14 protein-coding genes are annotated in these 18,288 nt (G+C 55.8%); 7 read left to right on the forward strand and 7 right to left on the reverse strand.

Translation table 11 applies throughout. The features are described from left to right. Window positions 1–214: 214 nt before the first annotated feature. Entirely contained in the window at window positions 215–685 is a 471-nt protein-coding gene (argR, locus tag P349_RS09335; protein WP_023309388.1) for a transcriptional regulator ArgR, read from the reverse strand. A 397-nt stretch (window positions 686–1,082) separates the two neighbouring features. On the opposite strand from argR, the gene mdh reads away from it, so the two are divergent. Continuing rightward, window positions 1,083–2,021: a malate dehydrogenase gene (mdh, locus tag P349_RS09330; protein WP_023309387.1), complete on the forward strand. Its 939-nt coding sequence runs from the start codon at window positions 1,083–1,085 to the stop codon at window positions 2,019–2,021. A 57-nt stretch (window positions 2,022–2,078) separates the two neighbouring features. On the opposite strand, the gene degS is transcribed toward mdh, so the two are convergent. The 3 genes from degS to zapG form a co-directional block, all read right to left on the reverse strand. After that, the gene (degS, locus tag P349_RS09325) at window positions 2,079–3,146 is read right to left on the reverse strand and encodes an outer membrane-stress sensor serine endopeptidase DegS (protein ID WP_032650421.1); all 1,068 of its coding nucleotides are present in this window, start codon (window positions 3,144–3,146) and stop codon (window positions 2,079–2,081) included. 91 nt (window positions 3,147–3,237) lie between these two features. Next, a complete protein-coding gene (degQ, locus tag P349_RS09320) occupies window positions 3,238–4,605 on the reverse strand; it encodes a serine endoprotease DegQ (protein ID WP_032650418.1) in 1,368 nt (455 codons plus the stop codon). A gap of 171 nt (window positions 4,606–4,776) precedes the next feature. Next, window positions 4,777–5,175 (reverse strand): Z-ring associated protein ZapG, encoded by a 399-nt coding sequence (zapG, locus tag P349_RS09315; RefSeq protein WP_008502832.1) that lies wholly within the window; start codon window positions 5,173–5,175, stop codon window positions 4,777–4,779. 189 nt (window positions 5,176–5,364) lie between these two features. Between zapG and zapE the strand changes: the two genes are divergently transcribed. The 5 genes from zapE to sspB all read left to right on the forward strand — a co-directional run bounded on the left by zapE (window position 5,365) and on the right by sspB (window position 9,125). After that, on the forward strand, window positions 5,365–6,489 hold the full coding sequence (zapE, locus tag P349_RS09310; protein ID WP_032650415.1) for a cell division protein ZapE: 1,125 nt from the start codon (window positions 5,365–5,367) through the stop codon (window positions 6,487–6,489). A 349-nt stretch (window positions 6,490–6,838) separates the two neighbouring features. Then, window positions 6,839–7,267, forward strand: coding sequence for a 50S ribosomal protein L13 (rplM, locus tag P349_RS09305; protein ID WP_006178824.1), 429 nt, complete (start codon window positions 6,839–6,841; stop codon window positions 7,265–7,267). A gap of 15 nt (window positions 7,268–7,282) precedes the next feature. Then, on the forward strand, window positions 7,283–7,675 hold the full coding sequence (gene rpsI, locus P349_RS09300) for a 30S ribosomal protein S9 (protein ID WP_003860436.1): 393 nt from the start codon (window positions 7,283–7,285) through the stop codon (window positions 7,673–7,675). A gap of 308 nt (window positions 7,676–7,983) precedes the next feature. After that, a complete protein-coding gene (gene sspA, locus P349_RS09295) occupies window positions 7,984–8,622 on the forward strand; it encodes a stringent starvation protein SspA (protein WP_023333624.1) in 639 nt (212 codons plus the stop codon). Window positions 8,623–8,627: 5 nt separating this feature from the next. Continuing rightward, window positions 8,628–9,125, forward strand: a complete 498-nt coding sequence (gene sspB, locus P349_RS09290; RefSeq protein WP_032650490.1) for a ClpXP protease specificity-enhancing factor — start codon at window positions 8,628–8,630, stop codon at window positions 9,123–9,125. Between the two features lie 29 nt (window positions 9,126–9,154). On the opposite strand, the gene gltD is transcribed toward sspB, so the two are convergent. After that, the gene (gene gltD / locus P349_RS09285; protein ID WP_029740079.1) at window positions 9,155–10,573 is read right to left on the reverse strand and encodes a glutamate synthase subunit GltD; all 1,419 of its coding nucleotides are present in this window, start codon (window positions 10,571–10,573) and stop codon (window positions 9,155–9,157) included. Window positions 10,574–10,582: 9 nt separating this feature from the next. After that, entirely contained in the window at window positions 10,583–15,043 is a 4,461-nt protein-coding gene (gltB, locus tag P349_RS09280; RefSeq protein WP_032650412.1) for a glutamate synthase large subunit, read from the reverse strand. Window positions 15,044–15,730: 687 nt separating this feature from the next. On the opposite strand from gltB, the gene P349_RS09275 reads away from it, so the two are divergent. Continuing rightward, a complete protein-coding gene (locus tag P349_RS09275; RefSeq protein ID WP_152540091.1) occupies window positions 15,731–16,672 on the forward strand; it encodes a TIGR01212 family radical SAM protein in 942 nt (313 codons plus the stop codon). Here the strand turns inward: P349_RS09275 and P349_RS09270 are convergent. Continuing rightward, window positions 16,652–18,154 (reverse strand): helicase HerA-like C-terminal domain-containing protein, encoded by a 1,503-nt coding sequence (locus tag P349_RS09270; protein ID WP_032650408.1) that lies wholly within the window; start codon window positions 18,152–18,154, stop codon window positions 16,652–16,654. The genes P349_RS09275 and P349_RS09270 overlap by 21 nt on opposite strands. Window positions 18,155–18,288 lie beyond the last annotated feature (134 nt).

Raw genomic sequence — 18,288 nt, forward strand, 5'->3', positions numbered from 1 at the left:
GGGTGTTTTTTGTTCGATTGTGGTGGTTATATCTAATTAAATCATATGGATAGTAGCTTTTGATTTTTTGTGCGATTTTTTGATTTAGCATTCACCAGATGAATGTTAATGGGTGGTAAAAAGCACTATTTGTCAAAGTGAAGGGCAGTAGAAAAGAGGGGGAAACGCAGCGTAAGCAGAACGATCCCCGCAGCGACGCTACGGGGAGAGGGGATTAGAGTTCCTGTTCGAACAGAACCAGAATCGCTTCGTGGAGATCTTTCACGGAGAAACCGCTGGCTGGTGTGGTAAAGATGGTGTCATCGCCGGCGATAGTCCCGAGGATCCCCTCCGTTTTACCCAGCGAGTCCAGCATGCGGGCAATCAGCTGTGCGGCACCAGGGCTTGTGTGGATCACCACTACGGCGTCGTTATGATCGATATCCAGAACCAGATTTTTGAGCGGGCTGGAGGTGGTCGGCACGCCAAGTTCTGCCGGCAGGCAATAGACCATCTCCATCTTGGCGTTACGGGTACGCACCGCGCCAAATTTCGTTAACATGCGGGAGACTTTCGACTGATTGATGTTATCGAAGCCTTGTTCCTGCAGCGCCTGAACAATTTCTCCCTGAGAACTGAATTTCTCTTCTTTGAGTAGCGCCTTAAACGCCTTTACTAATTCTTCTTGCTTAGACGAGCTTCGCATAAGTCACCCGGAATATGACGATAGAAACAACATTATTATGCATGTGGATGAATTTTTATGCAAATTATCTACCCAGCGCCAGGCTGAAATAATGTTATGAAAGGGAGTGATTTTATCAGATTTCGTTATCAGAAAACATGCCTGGGTCACGCCGCGCAAATAAGCTTAAAAGTAAATTAAATGTTATCAAAATGATGTTGTTTTGGTGGCGGGGCAGGGTGTATTGTAACCACCTCTTAATGCGTTGCCATTTGTCGTCAGATAGTCTTCTGATGAGAGATAAAGTCGCGTGACCTCAAATTCTTTAGCTACGAAAATTGTAATTATTTACTTGCTGAATTATGGTCGCCGCAACGGATTTACAGATACTTAAGTTAACCATAATAAGGAGTTTAGGATGAAAGTCGCAGTCCTCGGCGCTGCTGGTGGTATCGGCCAGGCGCTTGCCCTACTACTGAAAACCCAACTGCCTTCAGGCTCAGAACTCTCCCTGTACGATATTGCTCCGGTAACCCCAGGTGTGGCGGTTGACCTGAGCCACATCCCGACCGCTGTAAAAATCAAAGGCTTCTCCGGTGAAGATGCACGTCCTGCACTGCAGGGTGCTGACGTGGTGCTGATTTCTGCAGGCGTGGCGCGTAAGCCAGGCATGGATCGTTCAGACCTGTTCAACGTCAACGCGGGCATCGTGAAAAACCTGGTGCAGCAGATTGCAGAAATCTGCCCGAAAGCATGCATCGGTATCATCACTAACCCGGTGAACACCACCGTGGCTATCGCGGCAGAAGTGCTGAAGAAAGCGGGAGTTTACGACAAAAACAAACTGTTCGGCGTGACCACGCTGGATATCATCCGTTCCAACACCTTTGTTGCTGAGCTGAAAGGCAAACAGCCAACAGAAGTGGAAGTGCCGGTCATTGGCGGTCACTCTGGCGTCACCATCCTGCCTCTGCTGTCGCAGATCCCAGGCGTGAGCTTCACCGAGCAGGAAGTGGCTGACCTGACTAAACGCATCCAGAACGCGGGCACCGAAGTGGTGGAAGCGAAGGCGGGTGGCGGTTCTGCAACCCTGTCTATGGGCCAGGCAGCTGCGCGTTTTGGCCTGTCACTGGTTCGCGCTCTGCAGGGCGAGAAAGGCGTTGTTGAATGCGCTTACGTTGAAGGCGATGGCGAACACGCTCGCTTCTTCTCTCAACCGCTGCTGCTGGGTAAAAACGGTATCGAAGAGCGTAAATCCATTGGTACGCTGAGCGCGTTTGAACAACACGCGATGGAAGGTATGCTGGATACGCTGAAGAAAGATATCACCCTGGGTGAAGAGTTCGTTAACAAGTAAAACGAACCGTCTTCCGGCAAAAAAAACGGAGCTTATCGCTCCGTTTTTTTATGCTTGTCAGTTAGTGGCCGGATATTCCTGAATCGTCACATGCAGCGTCAGTTTCTTATCGTTGCGCATGACTTCAACAGGGATGATTGAGCCCGGGCGAATCTCTGCCACCTGATCCATCGTCTCCAGCGCTGAGACCGCTGGCGTGCCGTTGACCGACACAATGACGTCATTAACCTGAATACCCGCATTAGCGGCAGGGCCACCAGGCGACACTTCATTCACCACAATCCCCTGAATCTGATCGATACCGCCGCCCTGGGTATGCATCGGTGCAATTTCGCGCCCGCCGATACCGATATAGCCGCGGATCACGCGTCCGTCGCGGATCAGCTTATCCATGATCTTGGTCGCCAGCTGGAATGGAATGGCAAAGCCGATCCCTTCCGGCGTCTCGCCGTCGTTACTCTTATCGAACGAGAGGGTGTTGATGCCCATCAGTTCACCCAGCGAGTTGACCAGCGCCCCGCCGGAGTTACCGTGGTTGATGGAGGCATCGGTTTGCAGGAAGTTCTGCCGCCCGGAGGGGTTGAGGCCAATACGACCGGTCGCGCTAATAATCCCCTGGGTGATGGTCTGACCCAGGTTGTAAGGGTTACCAATCGCCAGGACGACGTCACCAATATGCGGGGTTCGTTTACGGTTGATCGGGATGACCGGCAAACCGCCCGTGGCGTTAATTTTCAGCACGGCCAGGTCGGTCAGGCTGTCAGATCCAACGAGTAACGCCTCAAATACGCGGCCATCCTGCAGGGCGACGATAATCTGGTCGGCATCGTTAATCACGTGCTTGTTGGTGATAATGTAGCCGCGCTCGTCCATGATTACGCCGGAGCCGAGGGTACGGATCTCCAGCTGGTTGTGGGCTGAGGTGTTCAGACCACGATTATAGACGTTAACCACGGCAGGTGCGGCACGGCGAACGGCCTGGTTATAGGTGGCTGGCGTTTCATCCGTGCTATCGAACTGGGGAGCCGACAGTTTATTGAGCTGACGTATAGACGGCAGCGCCAGCAGCAGCAGGCCAGCAACAATCAAACCGATGACAATAGAACGTAAGAGCTTTAAAAGCATGATGCGCGTGTCGTTAAAAAAGGAACGATTTGCAGCATAACATGAGTTATCCGGACATCACACGCAGCGGTGATGTCCGGGTCACAAATGCTTAGCGCAACAGTATATAGATGGACTCATTGCCACGCATGACCTGCAGGGCAATAACCGCCGGTTTACTTTCCAGCACCTTGCGCAATTCGGCAATGGACTGCACGCGATTGCGGTTTACGCTAATGATCACGTCATCCTGATGCAATCCGGCCTGTGCGGCAGGGCTGCTCTTCTCGACGGTGTCGATGCGAATGCCTTTCGTACCGTCTTTCAACTGCCCATCGCTCAACGTAGCCCCTTGCAGGGCCGGGGCGATAAGCTCCGCACTGGCAGAGGAAGAGGTGCTCTTATCCAGCGTGACTTCAACGTCCAGTGGCTTACCGTCACGTATCAGGCCCAGCTTCACTTTGGCACCAGGTTCCGTTGTGGCAATCCGCGAACGCAGTTCTGCAAAGCTGCTCAGCGGCTTGTCGTTGAGGCTGACGATCACATCACCCGATTTCACGCCCGCTTTTGCCGAGCCGGAGTTAGGCAGCACTTCACTGACAAACGCCCCGCGCTGTACATTGATGTTGAACGCTTTTGCAATATCCGCGCTCATCTCCATGCCTTTAATACCCAGCAGCCCGCGTTTGACTTCGCCAAACTGAATGAGCTGTTGAGAGAGGGTTTTGGCCATATTGCTGGGGATAGCAAAACCGATCCCGATGCTGCCGCCGCCCGGGGCCAGAATCGCCGTGTTAATCCCTATCAGCTCGCCGTTAAGGTTGAGCAATGCCCCGCCGGAGTTCCCACGGTTGATGGAGGCATCGGTCTGGATAAAGTTTTCCAGCCCTTCCAGATTGAGGCCGCTGCGTCCCAGCGCGGAGACGATCCCGGAAGTCGCGGTCTGCCCTAAACCAAAGGGGTTGCCCACGGCGACGGCAAAATCGCCGACGCGCAGTTTGTCGGAGTCCGCGATGGCAATTTGGGTCAGGTTGCTCGGGTTTTGCACCTGCAACAGCGCGATGTCGCTCTGGTCATCTCCGCCGATCAGTTTGGCATCGAATTCGCGGCCATCGTTCAGCTGGACGCTGATTTTATCGGCCTGGCTGATGACATGATTGTTGGTCAGAATATAGCCTTTTGCCGCATCAATAATGACGCCAGAACCCAGGCCTTCAAAAGGCTGAGCCTGCTGGTCGGGAGATTCATCGCCAAAATATTTTTTCAGTTCTTCAGGGACGCGTTGGCTTTGTACTGCGGTACCCTCAACCTGAACGCTGACGACCGCAGGCAACACTTTTTCCAGCATGGGTGCGAGGCTTGGAATGGCCGCCTGGCCAGGCACCTGGGAGGGAATGGCGGCAAATACAGGAACGGACGCCGAGAGAGATAACCCGACACTTAACGCGATAGCGCTCAACAGCTGGTTTTTTTTCTTCATCGATGTTGACTCTCGTAACCTGGAATAAAGGAAAAACGGCCCCAAAAACACGTTGATGTTATTGAATTTTAAACCGCTGAACAATGAGGTGTTTAACTAAATGATAGCTGGGGTCATCAAGAAAGGACGGGCGCAATCGCTGCGCCCGTAAAATAAATTCAGGTTGTGCGATTAATCGCGTTTTACACCGCCGCGCAGCAGGCCGGACGCGCCGTCTGAATAGTCGCGAGGCATCTGAACGGGCGCCTGATCGTTACCGGCTTCAGAGTCAGCCAGACGGTTGCGGAACGGGTTGGTTTCCGCGGTCATTTCCGGCAGCAGGCTGCTGGAGCTTTTGGCCATATGTTGATACAGCTGACGATAGTCGGTCGCCATGTTGTCCAGCAGCTCGGCGCTACGGGCAAAATGGCTGACCAGCTCTTCACGATACTCTTCCAGCTCGGCTTTGTTCTTTTCCAGTTCGTACTGCAGTGACTGCTGCTGACGCAATTTGCGATTACCGAAACGCATGGCCACAGCACCGATAACGATGCCGACGACTAAACCGATTAGCGCATATTCCCAGGTCATGAACTTCTCCCGTTGTCTTGTTGTTCCGTAGGGTGTTGGCTCGGCTCCTGCCTGTGCCTGATAATGCCACTATAACCGCTATTTCTGTAGAAGTGGAATCCTGACGTATCATCGCGTAGTGTAGAACGGCCTTTTTTTCATCAGTCGCGTCTGCTGGTGAGCGTTAATTGAAGGAATAACAATAAGATTATGCAAAACCTGTCCCCTGCATCGCGATATCAACTGGCCCTAAACGAGGGCACTCATCAGCCGGATGACGTTCAACGTGAGGCGGTAAACCGTCTGGAGATGATTTATCAGGAGCTCACGGCAAAACCCGCTGAAGCCGAACAGAACGGCGGGCTAAAGGCGGCGTTTGGGCGGTTGCTCGGTAAAAAAGCGCCGCTGGCTCATGCGCCGGTGCGCGGTTTATATATGTGGGGCGGGGTCGGTCGCGGAAAAACCTGGCTGATGGACCTGTTCTATCTGAGCCTGCCGGGCGCACGCAAACAGCGCCTGCACTTCCATCGTTTTATGCTGCGGGTGCATGAAGAGCTGACCGCACTGCAGGGTAAAAGCGATCCGCTGGAGATTGTGGCCGACAGGTTCAAGGCGGAAACCGACGTGCTCTGCTTCGATGAGTTTTTTGTGTCTGACATCACCGATGCCATGCTGTTAGGTGGCCTGATGAAAGCGCTATTTGCCCGCGGAATCACGCTGGTGGCCACGTCGAATATCCCGCCGGATGAGCTCTATCGTAACGGCCTGCAGCGGGCACGCTTCCTGCCTGCCATCGACGCCCTCAAGCAGCACTGCGACATCATGAACGTCGATGCCGGTGTCGATTATCGTCTGCGCACCCTGACACAGGCGCACCTGTGGCTTTCGCCGTTAAATGCAGAGACCACCCGCGAGATGGATAAACTTTGGCTGGCGCTGGCCGGCGCAAAACGCGAGCACGCCCCGGAGCTCGAAATTAACCATCGTCCGCTGCCTACGCTCGGCGTTGAAAACCAGACGCTGGCGGTCTCCTTTACGACGCTCTGCGTGGATGCCCGCAGCCAGCACGACTACATTGCGCTTTCGCGTCTGTTCCACACAGTGATGGTGCTGGATGTACCGGTGATGACGCGGCTGATGGAGAGTGAAGCACGGCGCTTCATTGCGCTGGTGGACGAGTTTTATGAGCGCCACGTCAAGCTGGTGGTCAGCGCCGAGGTACCTTTATATGAGATTTACCAGGGCGAGCGGCTGAAGTTTGAATTCCAGCGCTGCCTGTCGCGCCTGCAGGAGATGCAGAGCGAGGAATACCTGAAGCTGGAGCATATGCCGTAACAAACGCCACCCCCTCCCTGTGGGAGTGGGGCTGGGGGTGAGGGTACCAGACGTTAATAAATGCCACCCTCTCCCTGTGGGAGAGGGGCCGGGGGTGAGGGCACCAGACCGCACACTACTTACCCCCGAAAAACCCATTCCAAATCACATTTAAGGGTCGATCTTTGACCTCAACTTCTCTATAATCTTGCGACCCCACGTTACGAGAAGGTTTTTTTCCCGAAACTTTCTATGTGTCGGCATTAGCTATTCGAAGGGGTAGGTTTGCCGGACTTTGTCGTGTGAACCTCAACTGACTAAACGTTTGGGTGTTCACCAACGTGTAACTTATTATTTGGGTAAGCTTTTAATGAAAACTTTTACAGCTAAACCAGAAACCGTACAGCGCGACTGGTATGTTGTTGACGCGACCGGTAAAACTCTGGGCCGTCTGGCTACTGAACTGGCTCGTCGCCTGCGCGGTAAGCACAAAGCGGAATACACTCCGCACGTTGATACCGGTGATTACATCATCGTTCTGAACGCTGATAAAGTTGCTGTAACCGGCAACAAGCGTACTGACAAAGTGTACTATCACCACACCGGCCACATCGGTGGTATCAAAGAAGCGACCTTTGAAGAGATGATTGCTCGCCGTCCTGAGCGTGTGATTGAAATCGCGGTTAAAGGCATGCTGCCAAAAGGCCCGCTGGGTCGTGCTATGTTCCGTAAACTGAAAGTTTACGCAGGCAACGAGCACAACCACGCGGCACAGCAACCGCAAGTTCTTGACATCTAATCGGGATTATAGGCAATGGCTGAAAATCAATACTACGGCACTGGTCGCCGCAAAAGTTCCGCAGCTCGCGTTTTCATCAAACCGGGCAGTGGTAAAATCGTAATCAACCAGCGTTCTCTGGAACAATACTTCGGTCGCGAAACTGCCCGCATGGTAGTTCGCCAGCCGCTGGAACTGGTTGACATGGTAGAAAAACTGGATCTGTACATCACCGTTAAAGGTGGTGGTATCTCCGGTCAGGCAGGTGCGATCCGTCACGGTATCACCCGCGCTCTGATGGAGTACGACGAATCCCTGCGTTCTGAACTGCGTAAAGCTGGCTTCGTTACTCGTGACGCGCGTCAGGTTGAACGTAAGAAAGTGGGTCTGCGTAAAGCACGTCGTCGTCCACAGTTCTCCAAACGTTAATCCATTCTGCTTACGCAGAACGATTGGCGAAAAACCCGCTTCGGCGGGTTTTTTTATGGATAATGCGCAGGTTATCCACAATCTCCATGCATATATCTTCTCTTTTTCCACATTTCCAGAATCCCCTCACCACAAAGCCATCAAAATCTGGTAAACTATCATCCAATTTTCTGCCCAAATATCGGTGAATACTCGATTTTTGTTCGTTTCTTGAACAATGTGTTTTCTCTGGGATGGGCGATACAACATCTGGCTGGCCCCTGTTGGGCTGGTAGCAGTAAAAATTCTGAATATACCTGGAGGTTTTCATGGCTGTCGCTGCCAACAAACGTTCGGTAATGACGCTGTTTTCTGGTCCTACTGACATTTATAGCCATCAGGTTCGTATCGTGCTGGCCGAGAAGGGTGTCAGTTTTGAGATCGAGCATGTGGAAAAGGATAACCCGCCTCAGGATCTGATCGATCTCAACCCGAGCCAAAGCGTACCGACGCTGGTGGATCGCGAGCTGACCCTGTGGGAATCCCGTATCATTATGGAATATCTGGATGAGCGTTTCCCGCATCCGCCACTGATGCCTGTTTACCCTGTCGCGCGTGGTGAAAGCCGCCTGTACATGCAGCGTATCGAAAAAGACTGGTACTCGCTGATGAACGTTATCGTCAGCGGTTCCGCTTCTGAAGCCGACGCTGCGCGTAAGCAGCTGCGTGAAGAGCTGCTGGCTATCGCCCCGGTGTTTGGTCAGAAGCCGTTCTTCCTGAGCGATGAGTTCAGCCTGGTGGATTGCTACCTGGCACCGCTGCTGTGGCGTCTGCCAACCCTGGGCGTAGAGTTCAGTGGTCCTGGCGCGAAAGAGCTGAAAGGCTATATGACTCGCGTATTTGAACGCGACTCTTTCCTGGCATCTTTAACTGAACCGGAACGTGAAATGCGTCTCGGCCGAGGCTAATGACTGTGGAAATGTCACAACTTACCCCACGCCGTCCGTATCTGCTGCGCGCCTTCTATGAATGGCTGCTGGATAACCAGCTCACGCCGCACCTGGTTGTGGATGTGACGTTGCCGGGCGTGCTGGTTCCAATGGAATACGCGCGTGACGGACAGATCGTACTGAACATTGCGCCGCGTGCGGTGGGTAACCTGGAGCTGGCAAACGATGAAGTGCGCTTCAACGCGCGTTTCGGCGGCGTGCCGCGTCAGGTTTCCGTACCTCTGGCAGCTGTGCTGGCTATCTACGCGCGTGAAAACGGTGCGGGTACCATGTTCGAGCCGGAAGCGGCGTATGATGAAGATGTTGCCAGCCTGAATGATGACAACGCATCCGATGAGCGCGAAAGCGACACGGTGATGTCACTTATTGATGGCGATAAACCCGATCATCACGACGACAGTGACCCTGATGACGATCCGCCTCCGCGCGGTGGTCGTCCGGCTCTTCGCGTCGTGAAATAAAAAAACAGGCCCAATCGGGCCTGTTGTTTTTACACTTCCAGGTAGTTCAGTATACCGTCAGCCGCCTTGCGGCCTTCGGCAATCGCCGTTACCACCAGGTCAGAACCGCGAACGATATCGCCACCGGCGAAGATTTTCGGGTTGCTGGTCTGGAACGCGTTATCGCTGCCTTCTGGCGCAATCACGCGGCCCTGCGAATCCAGCTCAACGCTGTGCTTCGCCAGCCACTCCATGCTGTGAGGACGGAAACCGAACGCCATCACCACGGCATCGGCCGGGATCACGTGTTCAGAACCGGCGACGATTTCCGCACGACGACGGCCTTTCGCATCCGGTGCCCCCATCTCCGTGCGCGCCATCTTCACGCCGCTCACTTTACCGTTGGCATTCACTTCAATACCCAGAGGCTGGATGTTGAACTGGAACTCCACGCCCTCTTCACGCGCGTTTTTCACTTCGCGCTTAGAGCCCGGCATGTTCTCTTCGTCACGACGGTAGGCGCAGATCACGTGTGCCGCATTCTGACGAATGGAGGTACGCACGCAGTCCATCGCGGTATCACCGCCGCCCAGCACCACCACGCGTTTGCCTTCCATGCTGACGAATGGCTCATCGGCGGTTTCGCCGTAGCCCATGATCTGCTTGGTGTTGGCAATCAGGAACGGCAGCGCGTCAAACACGCCCGGCGCATCTTCGTTCTCCAGGCCGCCGCGCATGGACTGATAGGTGCCCACGCCGAGGAACACGGCGTCGTAATCCTTCAGCAGGTCGTCGAGCTGCACGTCGCGGCCTACTTCCACGTTCAGTTTGAACTCAATGCCCATGCCGGTGAAGATTTCACGGCGACGGGTCATGACCTCTTTTTCCAGCTTGAAGGCCGGGATGCCGAAGGTCAGCAGACCGCCGATCTCCGGATGACGGTCAAAGACCACCGCCTTCACGCCGTTGCGGGTCAGCACGTCCGCACAGGCCAGGCCCGCCGGGCCCGCGCCGATGATCGCCACGCGCTTGTCGGTTTGCTTCACGCCGGTCATGTCCGGACGCCAGCCCATCTCGAACGCTTTATCGTTGATATAGCGCTCAATGTTGCCGATGGTCACCGCACCGAACTCGTCGTTCAGCGTACAGGAGCCTTCGCACAGACGGTCCTGAGGACACACGCGGCCGCACACTTCCGGCAGGGTGTTGGTCTGGTGAGACAGCTCGGCGGCTTCAAAAATACGTCCTTCGTTGGCGAGCTTCAGCCAGTTCGGGATGTAGTTATGTACCGGGCATTTCCATTCGCAGTAAGGGTTACCGCAGGACAGGCAGCGGTCTGCCTGCGCTTTAGCCTGGCCCTCTGAAAACGGCTCGTAGATTTCAACAAATTCAATTTTGCGGATCTTCAGCGGTTTCTTTGGCGGATCAACACGCTGCAGGTCGATAAACTGGTATACGTTCTGGCTCATCTGAATTCCTTACTGCGCCTGCACGCGCAGCTCTGCTGCGCTACGACTACGGTGACCCAACAGGGCTTTAACATCGCTGGACTTCGGCTTAACCAGCGCGAATTTCGCAGAGAACGCTGGCCAGTTCGCCAGGATCTCTTCGCCGCGCGAAGAACCGGTATGCTGCACGTGTTCGGTGATCAAACCGCGCAGATGTTCTTCGTGGATAGCCAGCGTATCAACGTCCAGCACTTCCACCAGCTCCGGGTTCACGCGTTTGCGGAACTCACCGTCTTCATCCAGGACGTAGGCAAAACCACCCGTCATGCCCGCGCCAAAGTTCACGCCGGTTTTGCCCAGAACGCAAACAATCCCGCCCGTCATGTATTCACAACCGTTATCGCCAATGCCTTCCACCACGGTGATGGCACCGGAGTTACGCACCGCAAAACGCTCGCCCGCACGGCCTGCTGCGAACAGGCGACCGCCGGTCGCGCCGTACAGGCAGGTGTTACCGATGATGCTGGCTTCATGGCTGCGGAAGGCTGAGCCAACCGGAGGACGCACCGCCAGCAGACCGCCCGCCATGCCTTTGCCGACGTAGTCGTTGGCATCTCCGGTCAGGTAAAGCTCAACGCCGCCTGCGTTCCACACGCCGAAGCTCTGACCCGCGGTACCGCTGAAGTGCGCGGTAATCGGATCCGCCGCCAGCCCCTGGTCACCGTGCGTTTGCGCGATATAACCGGAAAGGGAGGCGCCCACGGAGCGGTCGGTGTTGCGGATATCAAACCAGAACGTTTTGCTCTGCTTGTCGTCCACGTACGGCTTCGCCTGCTGCAGCAGCTGTGCGTTCAGCACGCCGTTATCGAACGGCGGGTTGTTCTCGGTGCAGTAGACTGCTTTGCCCGGGTGCGGCTGCGCGGTTTCCAGCAGCTTAGACAGCTCCAGCTTCTGCTGCTTCGCCGTGAAGCCTTCCAGCTCTTTCAGCAGGTCGGTACGACCAATCAGATCCACCAGACGTTTAACGCCCAGCTGCGCCATCAGCTCGCGGGTTTCGCGGGCGATGAAGTCAAAGTAGTTGGTTACTTTGAACGGCAGACCGTGATAGTGATTCTTACGCAGCTTCTCGTCCTGGGTTGCCACGCCGGTTGCGCAGTTGTTCAGGTGGCAAATACGCAGGTATTTACAGCCAAGTGCAACCATTGGGCCGGTACCGAAGCCGAAGCTTTCCGCACCGAGGATCGCCGCCTTGATGATGTCGAGGCCGGTTTTCAGGCCACCGTCCACCTGCAGGCGGATCTTATGACGCAGACCGTTAGCCACCAGCGCCTGCTGGGTTTCCACCAGGCCAAGCTCCCACGGACAGCCCGCATATTTCACGGAGGAGAGCGGGCTTGCACCGGTACCGCCGTCGTAGCCGGCGATGGTGATGAGGTCCGCATAGGCTTTCGCCACGCCGGTGGCGATGGTGCCGACGCCCGGTTCGGAAACCAGCTTCACGGAGATCATCGCCTTCGGGTTGACCTGCTTCAGGTCGAAAATCAGCTGCGCTAAGTCCTCGATAGAGTAGATATCGTGGTGCGGCGGCGGGGAGATCAGCGTCACGCCCGGTACCGAGTAGCGCAGTTTGGCGATGTACGGGGTAACTTTATCACCCGGCAGCTGGCCGCCTTCGCCCGGTTTCGCACCCTGAGCGACTTTAATCTGAATCACGTCGGCGTTGACCAGGTACGCTGGCGTTACGCCAAAGCGACCGGATGCCACCTGCTTGATGCGGGACACCTTGTTGGTGCCGTAACGGGCCGGATCTTCACCGCCTTCGCCGGAGTTAGAGTTGCCGCCGATACTGTTCATGGCTTCCGCCAGCGCTTCGTGGGCTTCCGGGCTCAGCGCGCCGATGGACATCGCCGCGGTGTCGAAGCGTTTGAACAGTTCGGATGCCGGTTCAACGTCGTCAATGCTGACCGCTTCATCACCCGGGTTCAGGGCAATGAGGTCGCGCAGCGTTGCCGCCGGACGGTTGTTCACCAGCTCAGCGTACTGCTGATAATCACGGTATTCGCCGCTCTGAACCGCCTGCTGCAGCGTACGCACCACGTCCGGGTTGTAGGCGTGGTATTCGCCGCCGTGAACGTATTTCAGCAGGCCGCCCTGATCCAGCGGCTTACGTGCCAGCCAGGCGCGTTTGGACAGGTTCACCAGATCCTGCTGGAAGTCAGCAAAACCGGCGCCGCCGATGCGGCTGACCACGCCCTGGAAGCAGAGGTTGGCGACCTCGTCATGCAGGCCGACCGCTTCAAACAGCTTCGAGCAGCGGTAGGAGGCAATGGTCGAGATGCCCATTTTGGACATGATCTTGTACAGACCTTTGTTGATGCCGTTACGGTAGTTGAGCATCACCGCGCGGTAATCTTTGTCGATCGCGCGGGTATCCACCAGACGGGCCAGCGTTTCGTAGGCCAGGTACGGGTAGATCGCCGTCGCACCGAAGCCCAGCAGCACGGCAAAGTGGTGCGGATCGCGCGCGCTTGCGGTTTCCACAATGATATTGGCGTCGCAGCGCAGGCTCTTATCGACCAGACGCGTCTGGATAGCGCCAACCGCCATCGGGGCCGGTACCGGCAGACGGTTTTTCGCGATGTTGCGGTCGGAGAGCACCAGCAGAACGGTACCGTTACGCACCATCTGCTCGGCTTTGTCGCACAGCGCATTCACCGTCTCTTCGAGGCTCGCTTCGTTCACGTCGAAGGTAATGTCGAGCGTGTCAGCGCGGTAGTGCTCCTCTTTCATGGTGGTGAGCTGTTTGAAATCGGAGTACAGCAGGATCGGCGATTTAAAGGTCAGACGGTGTGCCTGGCCTTCGGCCTCGCAGAAGACGTTCATCTCGCGACCGATGCTGGTGGCCAGCGACATCACGTGCGCTTCACGCAGCGGGTCGATCGGCGGGTTGGTGACCTGCGCGAACTGCTGACGGAAGTAATCGTAAATGATGCGCGGCTGGCTGGAGAGCACGGCAAACGGGGTATCGTCACCCATCGAGCCGACCGCTTCCTGGCCGTTCTCACCGAGCACGCGGATGACGGAGTCCAGCTCTTCTGCGCTGTAGTTAAACTGCTTCTGGTAGCTTGCGAGGGTATCGTCGTCCAGCTCGCGGCTGCCCACTTCTTCGTCCGACAGATCTTCGAACGGCACCAGACGACGCACGTTCTTCTCCATCCACTCTTTGTACGGATGGCGGCTTTTCAGATCGTTGTCGGTTTCGGCGGAGTGCAGGATGCGCCCACCGCGGGTGTCGATTACCATCAGCTCGCCCGGACCGACGCGGCCTTTCTCGACCACTTCGTCAGGCTGGTAATCCCAGATACCGACTTCAGAGGCGCAGGTGATGAGCTTGTCTTTGGTGATGACGTAGCGCGCCGGACGCAGACCGTTACGGTCCAGGTTACAGGCGGCGAAACGGCCGTCGGACATGACGATGCCCGCCGGACCGTCCCACGGCTCCATGTGCATGGAGTTGAAGTCGAAGAACGCGCGCAGCTCAGGATCCATATCCGGGTTGTTCTGCCAGGCCGGTGGCACGAGCAGACGCATGGCGCGCACGATATCCATCCCGCCCGCCAGCAGCAGTTCCAGCATGTTATCCATCGAGCTGGAGTCAGAGCCGGTTTCGTTCACGAACGGTGCGGCATCGTGCAGATCGGGGATCAGTGGCGTCTGGAACTTATAGGTACGGGCGCGGGCCCACTGGCGGTTACCGGTGATGGTGTTGATCTCGCCGTTGTGCGCCAGGTAGCGGAACGGCTGAGCCAGCGGCCAGCGTGGAACGGTGTTGGTGGAGAAGCGCTGGTGGAACAGGCAAATGGCCGATTCCAGACGCAGGTCCGCCAGGTCCAGGTAGAAGCGCGGCAGGTCAGCCGGCATACACAGACCTTTATAGATGTTCACAAGATTAGAGAGGCTACAGACGTAGAACTCTTTATCGTCCTGGAGACGTTTTTCAATACGGCGGCGGGCAATAAACAGACGGCGTTCCATATCACGCGGACGCCAGCCCGCAGGCGCGTTGACGAAAATCTGTTCAATACGAGGCAGCGAGGAGAGGGCGATTTCACCGAGCACCCCTTCGTTGGTTGGCACATTGCGCCAGCCGACAATCGACAGGGTTTCACGCTGAAGTTCTTCTTCGACGATGCGGCGTGAGGCGGCAGCCTTTTCAGGATCCTGATTCAGGAACAGCATGCCGACAGCGTAGTTTTTGGCTAAACGCCAGCCGCGCTCTTCCGCCACGATGCGGAAGAAACGATCCGGTTTTTGCAGCAGCAGGCCGCAACCGTCGCCGGTTTTACCATCGGCAAGGATGGCGCCACGGTGCTGCATACGGGCCAGTGCGTGAATAGCGGTACGCACTACCTTGTGGCTAGGTTCGCCTTCTATGTGGGCGATCAGGCCGAAACCACAGTTATCCTTCTCAAGGGATTTATCGTACAACATATCAGTGAACCTCCCCAGGCTCGTCGGGCTTCCCACTGAACTTTACCGTGGCGCACAGGCACAGAAAGAGCATGGCGACGGGGTTTGCGTTTCATACGCGGACCTCGCATTCGCCCTCTTTTTCATCCTTTCGCGCAGGTAAACAAGTTTGAGGACTTGCTTCAGAGGGAATCTCAATTACTGCATAAATATGATGAGCAGGCCGCTCATCCAGAAAGCTTCCAGCGGATTTCCAACTTATCGGGAATTGGTACACAGGTCAAATGGCAATCTTATTTATACAAAAATGTGCTAAAGAGAGTTTATCTGATTGTAATTAAAGGCTATTTAACTATTTTTACATTGATTGTATGCCCTGGCAGGACGCAGCGGAGTGTGATCTGACTCACTATATGTAAGCGGTATTATCAATGTAGCGTGCTGAATAGCAGTTTTATAGCAGAATAATAATCTGGCATTGTCTTCAAACCCGCATAAAGTCACTGTTTTTCAGTGGCGGCGCTATAAATGAAAAAAACAATCAGAACATAAGGAAAAGTAATTACGAATGGCGTGAATGAAATTGCAGTAATCCTGAGTATTTATTCATATAGATAAAGGCCGTCCAGGGCGATTGATCCAGGTCATCGCCGACAGAGGCTAAAAGTGGCAGGCTTGTCCCCTTTCTCCGGGACGGTCTATCAGATTATGCAGTTACAGAAATTAGTCAATATGTTTGGTGGGGATCTTTTGCAGCGGTACGGGCAAAAGGTTCACAAGCTGACGCTGCACGGCGGGTTTAGCTGCCCGAATCGTGATGGCACCATCGGGCGCGGCGGCTGCACCTTCTGTAACGTTGCGTCCTTTGCTGACGAAGCCCAGCAGCATAAATCTATCGCGGAACAGCTTGCCCATCAGGCCAGCCTGGTGAATCGCGCGAAGCAGTATCTGGCCTATTTCCAGGCCTACACCAGCACGTGGGCGGAAGTGCAGGTGCTGCGCGCTATGTATCAGCAGGCCGTCAGCCAGGCTAACATCGTTGGGCTGTGCGTGGGCACGCGCCCGGACTGCGTGCCGGACGCGGTGCTGGACCTGCTCAGCGAGTATAAAGAACAAGGCTGCGAGATCTGGCTGGAGCTGGGCCTGCAAACCGCGCACGACAAAACCCTACACCGTATTAACCGTGGCCATGATTTCGCCTGCTACCAGCGCACCACCCGCCTGGCCCGTGAGCGCGGGCTGAAGGTCTGTTCGCATCTGATTGTCGGTCTGCCCGGCGAAGGTCAACAGCATGGCCTTGAAACGCTGGAGAGGGTAGTTGAGACCGGCGTGGACGGCATCAAGCTGCACCCGCTGCATATTGTTAAGGGAAGCATTATGGCGAAAGCCTGGGAAGCGGGGCGGTTAAACGGTATTGCGCTTGAGGACTATTCGGTGACGGCGGGGGAGATGATTCGCCACACGCCGCCGGAAATTGTCTACCACCGTATTTCGGCCAGCGCCCGCCGTCCAACGCTTCTGGCACCGCTATGGTGTGAGAACCGCTGGACGGGGATGGTGGAAATCGACCGCTATCTGCAGGAGAGCGGTGTACAGGGTTCGGCGCTGGGCCGCCCGTGGATTCCCCGTCTACCGGCGACGGCCGCCTAACAGACTCCCCAGCATGCCGCGCACGATCTGATTGGTGACCTGTCGCGCCGCGCTTTTCGCCATGGTCTGTACCACGCCGTCGCGCTTGCCGCCACGCGGCCCGGTGCTGCCGAACAGGATGTCTTTGAGCCCCCCGAGAATACCGTCATCCACGGCGACAGACTGTCCTTTAGCGGCGGGCGCATCCTGCGATTCGGTGGTCGCCTGTACCCCTTTTTGCAGCATCTCGAACGCGGACTCGCGATCCACCTCGTCTTCATACTTCCCGTAAACCGGAGAGTGGTTAATCAGGCCGTTACGTTCATCGTCGGTCACCGGCCCCATGCGCGAGCAGGGGGCAATCACCATGGCGCGTTCCACCACGGACGGGCTGCCCTTCGCATCCAGGAACGAGATCAGCGCTTCACCGGTGCCTAACGCCTGAATCGCCGCCTCAGTGTCAAAGGCAGGATTGGCGCGCATGGTTTGCGCAGCGGCTTTCACCGCTTTCTGATCCTTCGGCGTAAAGGCGCGCAGGGCGTGCTGCACGCGGTTGCCGAGCTGACCGAGCACGTTATCGGGGATATCCGACGGGTTTTGCGAGACAAACCAGACGCCGACCCCTTTGGAGCGGATCAGGCGAATGACTTGTTCAATTTTATCCAGCAATACCTGCGGCGCATCGTTAAACAGCAGATGCGCTTCGTCAAAGAAGAACACCAGCTTCGGTTTTTCCAGATCGCCCGCTTCCGGTAGCTGTTCATACAGTTCGGAGAGCATCCACAGCAGGCTGGCGGCGTAGAGCTTTGGCATCTGGTAGAGTTTTTCCGAACTCAGAATGTTGATGATGCCTTTGCCGCTGCTGTCGGTGCGCATCCAGTCTTTGATATCCAGCATTGGCTCGCCAAAGAAGTGTTCGGTACCCTGTTGCTCCAGGGTCAGCAACCCACGCTGAATGGCGCCCACCGAGGCGCTGCTGATGTTGCCGTACTGGTTCTGAAAGGATTTAGCGTTATCGCCGATATACTGCGTAATGGCGCGCAGATCTTTAAAATCAAGCAGCAACAGCCCCTGATCGTCGGCAATGCGGAAGATAATATTCAGCACGCCGGACTGCACGTCGTTGAGGTTAAGCAGACGGGCCAGCAGCAGCGGGCCGAGATCGGAGACGGTGGCGCGCACCGGATGGCCTTTCTCACCAAAGATATCCCACACCACTACCGGATTGTTATGCGGCGTCCAGTCCGTGATGCCAATATTCTTTAGCCGTTCGAGCAGTTTTTCAGAGGCCGTCCCTTCCTGAGCGACACCGGTTAAATCGCCTTTCACGTCAGCCATAAAGACCGGTACGCCAATCTCCGAAAGCGACTCCGCCAGCTTTTGCAGGGTGACGGTTTTCCCCGTCCCGGTCGCGCCGGTGATCAAACCGTGGCGGTTCGCCATCGCGGGCAGTAAATACAGCTCTTTTTCCAGCGTCCGGGCAATTAACAATGGTGTACTCATGATGCGCTTCCTCTCTTAGTCCTGGGTGGAGTATAGGCAACCTGATAGCAATTTGGTTGAGTAAATTCCTGACTTTGCGGCGCATTATCCAGCGCGGACTATGCTTTTGCATACGGTTCACAAAATAGTGGGAA

The organism is Enterobacter sp. DC4, assembly GCF_000568095.1.
Classification (GTDB): Bacteria; Pseudomonadota; Gammaproteobacteria; order Enterobacterales; family Enterobacteriaceae; genus Enterobacter; species Enterobacter pseudoroggenkampii.